Source organism: Amycolatopsis sp. NPDC006131 (assembly GCF_040614175.1).
Classification (GTDB): Bacteria; Actinomycetota; Actinomycetes; order Mycobacteriales; family Pseudonocardiaceae; genus Amycolatopsis_E; species Amycolatopsis_E tucumanensis.
The window spans coordinates 22,089-30,167 of the sequence record NZ_JBEXTX010000086.1 but is presented as its reverse complement, the minus strand read 5'-3'; the positions used below and the strand labels follow the sequence as shown (position 1 = coordinate 30,167).

The 8,079-nt window shown below is 72.1% G+C and carries 7 protein-coding genes; 1 reads left to right on the top strand and 6 read right to left on the bottom strand.

Features of this window, described 5'->3' with window-relative positions:
• Positions 1–271: 271 nt before the first annotated feature.
• From mtrB to ahcY, 6 genes are all read right to left on the bottom strand, one after another.
• The gene (mtrB, locus tag ABZ215_RS32355; protein ID WP_235716327.1) at positions 272–1,966 is read right to left on the bottom strand and encodes an MtrAB system histidine kinase MtrB; all 1,695 of its coding nucleotides are present in this window, start codon (positions 1,964–1,966) and stop codon (positions 272–274) included.
• Between the two features lie 7 nt (positions 1,967–1,973).
• Positions 1,974–2,651 carry an MtrAB system response regulator MtrA gene (gene mtrA / locus ABZ215_RS32350; protein ID WP_017984723.1) on the bottom strand — a complete coding sequence of 226 codons (678 nt, stop codon included), beginning with the start codon at positions 2,649–2,651 and terminating at the stop codon, positions 1,974–1,976.
• A 74-nt stretch (positions 2,652–2,725) separates the two neighbouring features.
• Positions 2,726–3,373, bottom strand: a complete 648-nt coding sequence (locus ABZ215_RS32345; RefSeq protein ID WP_020423370.1) for a dTMP kinase — start codon at positions 3,371–3,373, stop codon at positions 2,726–2,728.
• Between the two features lie 23 nt (positions 3,374–3,396).
• Complete coding sequence (locus ABZ215_RS32340) at positions 3,397–3,843, bottom strand: type II toxin-antitoxin system VapC family toxin (protein ID WP_354953979.1); 447 nt, start codon at positions 3,841–3,843, stop codon at positions 3,397–3,399.
• Positions 3,840–4,118, bottom strand: a complete 279-nt coding sequence (locus ABZ215_RS32335; protein ID WP_228685083.1) for a toxin-antitoxin system HicB family antitoxin — start codon at positions 4,116–4,118, stop codon at positions 3,840–3,842. The genes ABZ215_RS32340 and ABZ215_RS32335 overlap by 4 nt, the downstream gene beginning before the upstream one ends.
• Positions 4,119–4,185: 67 nt before the next feature.
• Complete coding sequence (ahcY, locus tag ABZ215_RS32330) at positions 4,186–5,658, bottom strand: adenosylhomocysteinase (RefSeq protein ID WP_017984727.1); 1,473 nt, start codon at positions 5,656–5,658, stop codon at positions 4,186–4,188.
• Between the two features lie 86 nt (positions 5,659–5,744).
• Between ahcY and ABZ215_RS32325 the strand changes: the two genes are divergently transcribed.
• The gene (locus ABZ215_RS32325) at positions 5,745–8,045 is read left to right on the top strand and encodes a hypothetical protein (RefSeq protein WP_354709016.1); all 2,301 of its coding nucleotides are present in this window, start codon (positions 5,745–5,747) and stop codon (positions 8,043–8,045) included.
• Positions 8,046–8,079: the final 34 nt, after the last annotated feature.

The window sequence follows — 8,079 nt, the reverse complement described above, 5'->3', positions numbered from 1 at the left end:
GAGCCACCGCCACGCCCCTGGCCGGCACGCAGCCGAACCGCAGCGCTCACGGAGCCACCGCCACGCCCCTGGCCGGCACACAGCCGAACCGCAGCGCTCACGGAGCCACCGCCACGCCCCTGGCCGGCACACAGCCGAACCGCAGCACTCACGGAGCCACCGCCCCGCGGCCGGCCGGAACGCAGCGGACCAGCAGCACTCACGGGGCCAACGCCGTGCACCACCCGGCATCGCGGGCTGGGGCGCTTGAGCGGCGTCGCGTGCGGCTCACTCATGCGTCCTCCTTGCGCATCTCGCCGATCGTGATCGTGTACTCGGTCGGCAGGCCGATCTGCAGGTGCCCGTTGGTCGCCGGGGCGTCGTCCGGGACCAGGGGTAGCGGGCTCTCCTCGAAAGGCTCGTCCTGCTTGCGTGGCAGCGTCAGCCGGAAGCACGCGCCCTGCCCAGGCGCGCCCCACGCCTCCAGCTGGCCGCCGTGCAGGCGGGCGTCCTCGTGGCTGATCGCCAGCCCCAGGCCGGTGCCGCCGGTGCGGCGGTTGCGGGACGGGTCCGCGCGCCAGAACCGGTTGAACACCAGGTCGGCCTCCCCGGGCCGCAGGCCGACGCCGTGGTCCCGCACCGTGATCGCGACCGCGTGCTCGTTCGCCGCCAGCGTGAGCCGCACCGGGTTGCCCTCGCTGTGGTCGACCGCGTTGGCCAGCAGGTTGCGCAGGATCCGCTCGACGCGGCGTGCGTCGATCTCGGCGAGCGTCTCCTCCTCGGGCAGCTCCAGCTCGATCTCGGTCTCCGCGTTGCCCGCGATCACCCGCACCTGCTCCACCGCGCGCCGCGCGATCGAAGACACGTCGATGAACTCCGCGGCCAGCTCCTCGACACCGGCGTCCAGCCTGCTGATCTCCAGCAGGTCGCCGAGCAGGGCCTCAAACCGGTCCAGCTCGTCGACCAGCAACTCGGTGGAGCGGGCCAGCCCGGCGGGGAACTGCTCGCGCGAGGCGTGCAGCACGTCCGCCGCCATCCGCACCGTCGTCAACGGGGTGCGCAGCTCGTGTGAAACGTCCGAGGTGAACCGGCGCTGCAGCGTGCCGAACTCCTCCAGCTGCCGGATCTGGTGCTGAATGCTCGCGGCCATCTCGTTGTAGGACACGGCGAGCTTCGACAGGTCGTCCTCGCCCGTCACCGGCAGGCGTTCGTCCAGCTCACCGCCCGCGAACCGGGCGGCGGCCGCCGCGGCCTGCCGGACCGGGCGCACGACCTGCCGGGTGACCAGGTTCGCAATGCCGGCCAGCAGCACGAGCAGCACGAGACCACCGACCAGCAGTGTGTTCTGCACGGTCTGGACGGTGTTCTGCTCCGCGGTCATCGGGAACAGCAGGTACAGCTGGATCGGGCGGCCGGTGCTGGTGACCGGCGCGCCGACGATCAGGTGCGTGGTTCGGGTGCCGTCCGCGTCGGTGTCGGTGTTGATCTGCCAGGCGACCTGGTTGTTCTCGACGAACCGCTGCAGGCCGTCCGGCACCTTCGTGATCGGGCCGGCCGAGTCGGTCGAGTCCTCCCCGCCCGCGGTCAGCACCGGCTCGAACGCGCCCGCCGCCGACGCCGCCGTGCCCTGGTCCTCCGACGAGCTGCTGGTGATCTTCTTCAGCGCGTTCTGCAGCCGGTCGGCCAGCGCGTCCTGGTCGCTGATGCCGACCAGCTCGTTCTCCGCCGTGCGCACGACCTGCAGGGTCTGCGCGACGGCGGCCTGCCGCTTGGTGTCGGTAAGGCGCTGCGTGATCTGGTTCTGCAGCACCATGCCCAGCACGAGACCGACCGCCGACGACAGGGCGAGCGTTGACACGGTCACCTTGAACTGCAGCGACCGCCGCCACAGCACGCCGAACGCGACCGCGCGGCCACGGGCGTAGGCGCCCGCGCGGGGGGCCAGTCGCAGCACCGCGCGGACGAAGGCCAGGACTCTTCGCTTCATGTGTCTGTTACGGCGGGCCCGCCTTGTAGCCGACGCCGCGCACGGTCAGGACGACCTCGGGGTGCTCGGGGTCCTTCTCGACCTTCGAGCGCAGCCGCTGCACGTGCACGTTGACCAGGCGGGTGTCGGCCGCGTGCCGGTAGCCCCAGACCTGCTCGAGCAGGACCTCGCGGGTGAACACCTGGCGGGGCTTGCGGGCCAGCGCGACCAGCAGGTCGAACTCCAGCGGGGTGAGCGGGATGGCCTTGCCCTCCCGGGTCACCTCGTGACCGGGCACGTCGATGGTCAGGTCACCGATCGTGAGCGTCTCGGCCGGCTCGGCCTCGGTGCGCCGCAGGCGGGCGCGCACACGCGCGACCAGCTCCTTCGGCTTGAACGGCTTGACCACGTAGTCGTCGGCGCCGGACTCCAGGCCCAGCACGATGTCGACCGTGTCGCTCTTCGCGGTGAGCATGACGATCGGCACGCCCGACTCGGCCCGGATCGCCTTGCAGACGTCGATGCCGTTCATGCCGGGGAGCATCAGGTCGAGCAGCACGAGATCGGGCTTCAGCTCCCGCAGGGCGGGCAGCGCCCGGGAGCCGTCCGCCACCACCGCGGTGTCGAACCCCTCGCCGCGCAGCACGATGGTGAGCATCTCCGCGAGAGCGGGGTCGTCGTCGACGACCAACACACGTGCCTTCATGACCACATATTCGCACTACGGAGACCGTTCGTGACGTCCGACCCTGCGAACACGTCAAGAACTGAGCACACCGGTTAGCCCGGATGGACCAGCCGGGTGACGAGGGCGGCGTGGTCGACCCCCGCCGCGCCGTCGACGACGTGCCATCCGGACAACCAGGACGCGGCGGCGAGCTCGTCGTAGACGGCCGCGCAGCGGGACTGGAGGTCGTCGTCGGACTCGAACGCGTCCTTGGCCCGGCCGGCATCGGTCGAGGCCCGCTGCTCGGCCCGCTCGGCGGCGACGGCGGGCGGGACGCGCAGCAGGATCTGCGCGTCCGGCAGCGGCAGGCCGAAGCGGTCGATCTCGATCTCGCGGACCCAGCGGACGAACTCGCCGTCGGCGTGCTGCCGCAGGCGGGCCGCGCCGTAGGCGGCGTTGGAGGCGACGTACCGGTCGAGCAGCACGACGTCGTGGGTGTCGAGGCCGGCGCGGATCTCGGGAGCGGCCTCACGGCGGTCGAGGGCGTAGAGCAGGCCCATGCCGTAGACGGAGTCGGTGAGGTCGCCGTGGCGGCGGTGCAGGCCCTCGTGGATGAGGTCGGCGTGCACGCTGCGGCCGTAGCGGGGGAAGGCGAGCGTGGTGACCGTGCGGCCCTGGTCGTGCAGCGCCTTGGTGAGACCGTCGGTCAGGGTGCGCTTGCCCGCACCGTCGAGCCCCTCGATGACCACCAGCTTGCCCACGGGCCCAGGCTATCCGGCGGCGGTCAGCGCACTTCGAGGCCGTGCGCCTTGGCGGCGTCGGCCTGCCGCTGGTCGCGGGTGACCATCACGACCTGTTCCCCATCGGTCAGGCCAGCCGTGTCGTGCAGCGCGACGGCCAGGTGGATCGCGTCGAGCGTGCGGAGCGAGTGGTGGTCGGACACCAGCCGGTACGCCGCCGGCATGATCACCTGGGGCACGAGCGGCACGAGGCTCAACGCGCCGTCACCACCGGCTTCGGCGTCGAAGCGCGCGAGCGCGAGCTTGGCGTCGCGGATCCGGCCGTTGTTCCACGCGGTCGCCATCGCACTGGCGAACTCGACCCTGGTCAGCTCGCTCGTGAGCACCAGGTCTTCGTTGTCGAGGAGCAACTCGATCATCTGCTCGTGCTCCGGCTCGTCGGGGAGGAACGCCCGGACCACCGCGCTCGTGTCGGCGTAGAGGACCGTCACCACTCGCCCCGCGTCCAGTCGAGAGCCTCGCTGACGGAGGTCCCGCTACCCCTGAGAGCCTCGTCCAGTTGCGCGCGGGTGGGCACCGGGCCGTCGGGCGCGAACGCGACGAGCTTGCCGTCGGCGAGCAGGCGCTGCTTGCGTTCCCGGCGGGACTCCGGCCGGTCGACCGCGGCCTTCAGGATTTCGGTCACGAACTCGTTGACGCTGCGCCCCTCGGCCTCGGCTTTCGCCTTCACCCTGGCGTGCAAGTCGTCGTCAAGACGCGTGATCATCTGCCGCATACTGAGATGCTATCATAGGTGGCGACCCATGATAGCACCCCAGAGCGGCAGGGTGCGGTCAGTAGCGGTAGTGCTCCGACTTGAACGGGCCCTCGACGTCGACGTCGATGTACTCGGCCTGCTCCTTCGTCAGCTTGGTCAGCTCGCCACCGAGGGCCTGGAGGTGGATGCGCGCCACCTTCTCGTCCAGCTTCTTCGGCAGGCGGTACACCTCCTTGTCGTACTCCTCGTGCTTGGTGAACAGCTCGATCTGCGCGATGACCTGGTTGGAGAAGGAGTTCGACATCACGAAGCTGGGGTGCCCGGTCGCGTTGCCCAGGTTCAGCAGCCGGCCCTCGGACAGCACCAGCACGCTGTGGCCGTCCGGGAAGACCCACTCGTCGACCTGCGGCTTGATGTTGATGCGGCGGATACCGGGGTAGCGGGCGAGCCCGGCCATGTCGATCTCGTTGTCGAAGTGGCCGATGTTGCCCACGATCGTCTGGTGCTTCATCCGGGCCATGTGCTCGGCCATCACCACGTCCTTGTTGCCGGTCGTGGTGATCACGATGTCGGCCTCGGGCAGCGCCGACTCCAGCGTCTTGACCTGGTAGCCGTCCATCGCCGCCTGCAGCGCGCAGATCGGGTCGATCTCGGTGACGATCACCCGCGCGCCCTGGCCGGACAGCGACTCCGCCGCGCCCTTGCCGACGTCGCCGTAACCGCAGACCACCGCGACCTTGCCGCCGATCAGCACGTCCGTGCCGCGGTTGATGCCGTCGATCAGCGAGTGCCGGATGCCGTAGCGGTTGTCGAACTTCGACTTGGTCACCGAGTCGTTGACGTTGATCGCCGGGAACAGCAGCTCACCCGCCGCCGCCAGCTGGTACAGCCGCAGCACACCGGTGGTGGTCTCCTCGGTCACCCCGCGCACGCCCTGGCCGATCCGGGTCCACTTCTGGCCGTCCGCGGCGAGCGAGGCCCGCAGCAGCTCCAGCACGACCTTCCACTCGTCGGAGTCGTTGTCGTCGGGCTGCGGCACCACCCCGGCCGCCTCGTACTGGGTGCCCTTGTGCACGAGCAGCGTCGCGTCGCCACCGTCGTCGAGGATCATGTTCGGACCCTCGCCGTCCCAGGTCAGCATCCGCTCGGTGCACCACCAGTACTCCTCCAGCGACTCGCCCTTCCAGGCGAACACCGGCACACCCTGCGGCGCCTCCGGAGTGCCGTGCGGGCCCACCACGACCGCGGCCGCCGCGTGGTCCTGCGTGGAGAAGATGTTGCAGGACGCCCAGCGCACTTCGGCGCCGAGCGAGACCAGCGTCTCGATCAGCACCGCCGTCTGCACCGTCATGTGCAGCGAACCCGACACCCGCGCACCGCGCAGGGGGTTCACCTCCGCGTACTCACGGCGCAGCGCCATCAGCCCCGGCATCTCGTGCTCGGCCAGCCGGATCTCCTTGCGGCCGAACTCGGCCAGCTCCAGATCCGCGACGGCGAATTCCACCCCGTTGCGGGTGTCGTGCCACTTCGCAACGCTTTCGGGGGTCATAGCGGCATTTCCTCCAACGATCGACTCCACCTGAACAGTACCGTTGTCCGTTCATCGCGGAACACCCGGAAAAGGAGACAGCCGACGTGCCGCTTCCTGGTCCCGACACCCGAGTGGTCGAACTACGCGTGCCGGGCCTGTCCGGCACCAGCGGCGAAGAGCTGCTGGACGCGGCCGGCACGGTGGAAGTCGCCGGGGACGGTATGGGCCGGGTGATCCGCCCGTCGGACCGGCTGCGACGCCCCGCGCCCGGCCCGGTGCTGCAGGCGCTCGGCCGCTCGGTCCCCCGCACGCTCGAGGGTTACCTGTGGAGCGGCATGACCTCCGGGGGCGCCACGAAAGCGGCGTGGGCGCTGCTGTTCCCCTTCTCGCTGGCCAACGTGGCGCACTGGATGCTGCCGCCGGTGCCGGACGGCAGCCGCGCGGCGGCCGTGCTCGGCGGGCTGTGCCGGGGCGTGCTGCGGATCGCCGCGCTGCTGCTGACGATGCTGCTCGTCGCGCAGGTCGCGGTCATCACGCTGGACCTGTTCGCCGCGCAGTGCCTTGCGCCCGGCCGCCGCTGCCTGACCTGGCTGCCGGACTGGCTGCGCGACGTCGAGCAGGTCCGCCTGACGGCGGGGCTGCTGCCGGCCGCGCTGGTGGTGCTCGTGCTGTACCGGGTGTCCGGCACGAACTGGACCGTCCGGGCGCACACCCCGCCGCCGCCCGGCGACACGCTGCCCGGTGACGTGCTGCGCGGCGACACCGATTCGCCCGTGCTGCGCTCCGTGCACACCCTCGCGGCGCTGAGCACCGTCGCGCTGCTCGCCGTCGGCGGACCGCTGCACGTGCCCGGCGACGTTTTCGGGCGGCTGCTGTGGGCCGCGTCGCTGGTCCTCACCGGGGTCGCACTCGTCACGTCGGCCTCCGGTGTGCGGGACCTGCCGCGGTGGGCGCGCGGCGGGCTGCTGTGGGTGGCGGTGGCGCTGCTCGTCGCGGTCGGGGTGCGCGGCGCCGTGCCCACCGGATCAGACGCGACCGTGGAAGGCGTCGGCGCGGCGCTGCTCGGCGCGTGGCTGGTGTTCGCGTTGCTGCTGGTCCCGGCGGCGCTGCTGGCCCGGCGGACCTGGCGCGAGCTGCCGAAGCGGCTGCGGCCCTGGGCAGGCGGCTGGGCGGCCGCGCCGGCGCTGGCGCTCGCGGCGCTGCTCGGCGGCGGGTTCGGCGCGGGGCTGGCGACGGGGCTGCGGCGGCTGGCCGGCGCGGGCGACCTGCGGCTGCCGGACAGCTACCGGCTGGTGACCGCCCTGTGGGGCGGCGGTCTGGTGCTGGCGATCGTGCTGGGCGTGCTCGGCTTCGCGGTGGCCGTGCCGCTGCGGCGGCGGTCGCGCGGGATTCCCGGAATCGTGCGGATGCTGCAGTCGCCGGCGGACGAGCAGTCCGCGGCTGCCGCGTGGGCCCGGTCGGCCTGGGAACGGCGGCACCTGCACCACCTCGCGCTCGGCGTGATCGCAGGGCTGTCGCTCGGCGCGGCCGCGTTGCTGGTCGCCTGGTACGGCTTCGGCACGTTCCCCGGCTGGCTCGACCCGCTGTCCGCGGCCGGGGTGTTCGGCTTGGGCGTGCTGGCCGTCGGGCTGCTGCGGGTGGTCTACACCGCGGCCACGAAGCCGGGGCGCAACCGGCACCTGGGCGCGCTGGCGGACCTCGTGTGCTTCTGGCCGCGGGCGGCGCACCCGGCGATCCCGCCGTGCTACGCGCTGAAGGTGGTGCCGGACCTCGCCGCCCGCGCGAAGGAGCACCTGGCCGAGCCGAACACACGCGTGGTGCTGGGCGGGGAGAAGCTGGGCAGCGTGCTGGCGGTGATCGCGGCCGCGCGGCTCGTGCACAGCGTGTCCCCGGCGGACCGGGAACGGGTCGGCCTGCTCAGCGCCGGGTCACCGCTGCAGTGGGGGTACCAGCGGGCGTTCCCTGCGGTGCTGCCGCACGCCGCGCTCGCCACGCTGTACGGATCGCTGGACGGGCGGTGGCGCGGACTGGCGCGCGGGACCGACATCTTCGGCGGCGGCGTGACCACCTGGCGGCACCAGGTCGACGGCGACAAGCTCACCGGCGAGGGCTACCTGCCGGACGGTGGCTGGGGTGCCCTGCCGCCGGCCGCCGCGGGCGCGACCGGCGCGCTCGTCCTCGGCGGGGACCACTGGCTGCCCGACCCCGTCCACCCGCCCTCCGGCGCACGCCGCTGGGCGGCCGGCGTGCTCGGCCACGCGGACTACCTGGTGGACCCGGAGTGGGACCAGGCGGTGGCCATCGCCGCCGGCCTGGAGACACCGGGCAAACCGGCTCGCGGAGAGGCCGAGCAGGTCCCTCTGTTCCCAGACCTCCCCCGGTTCCACCTGAACATGGCTCGCTGAGCGAACGAAAAGGCCCCCTCGGCGAGGGGCCTTT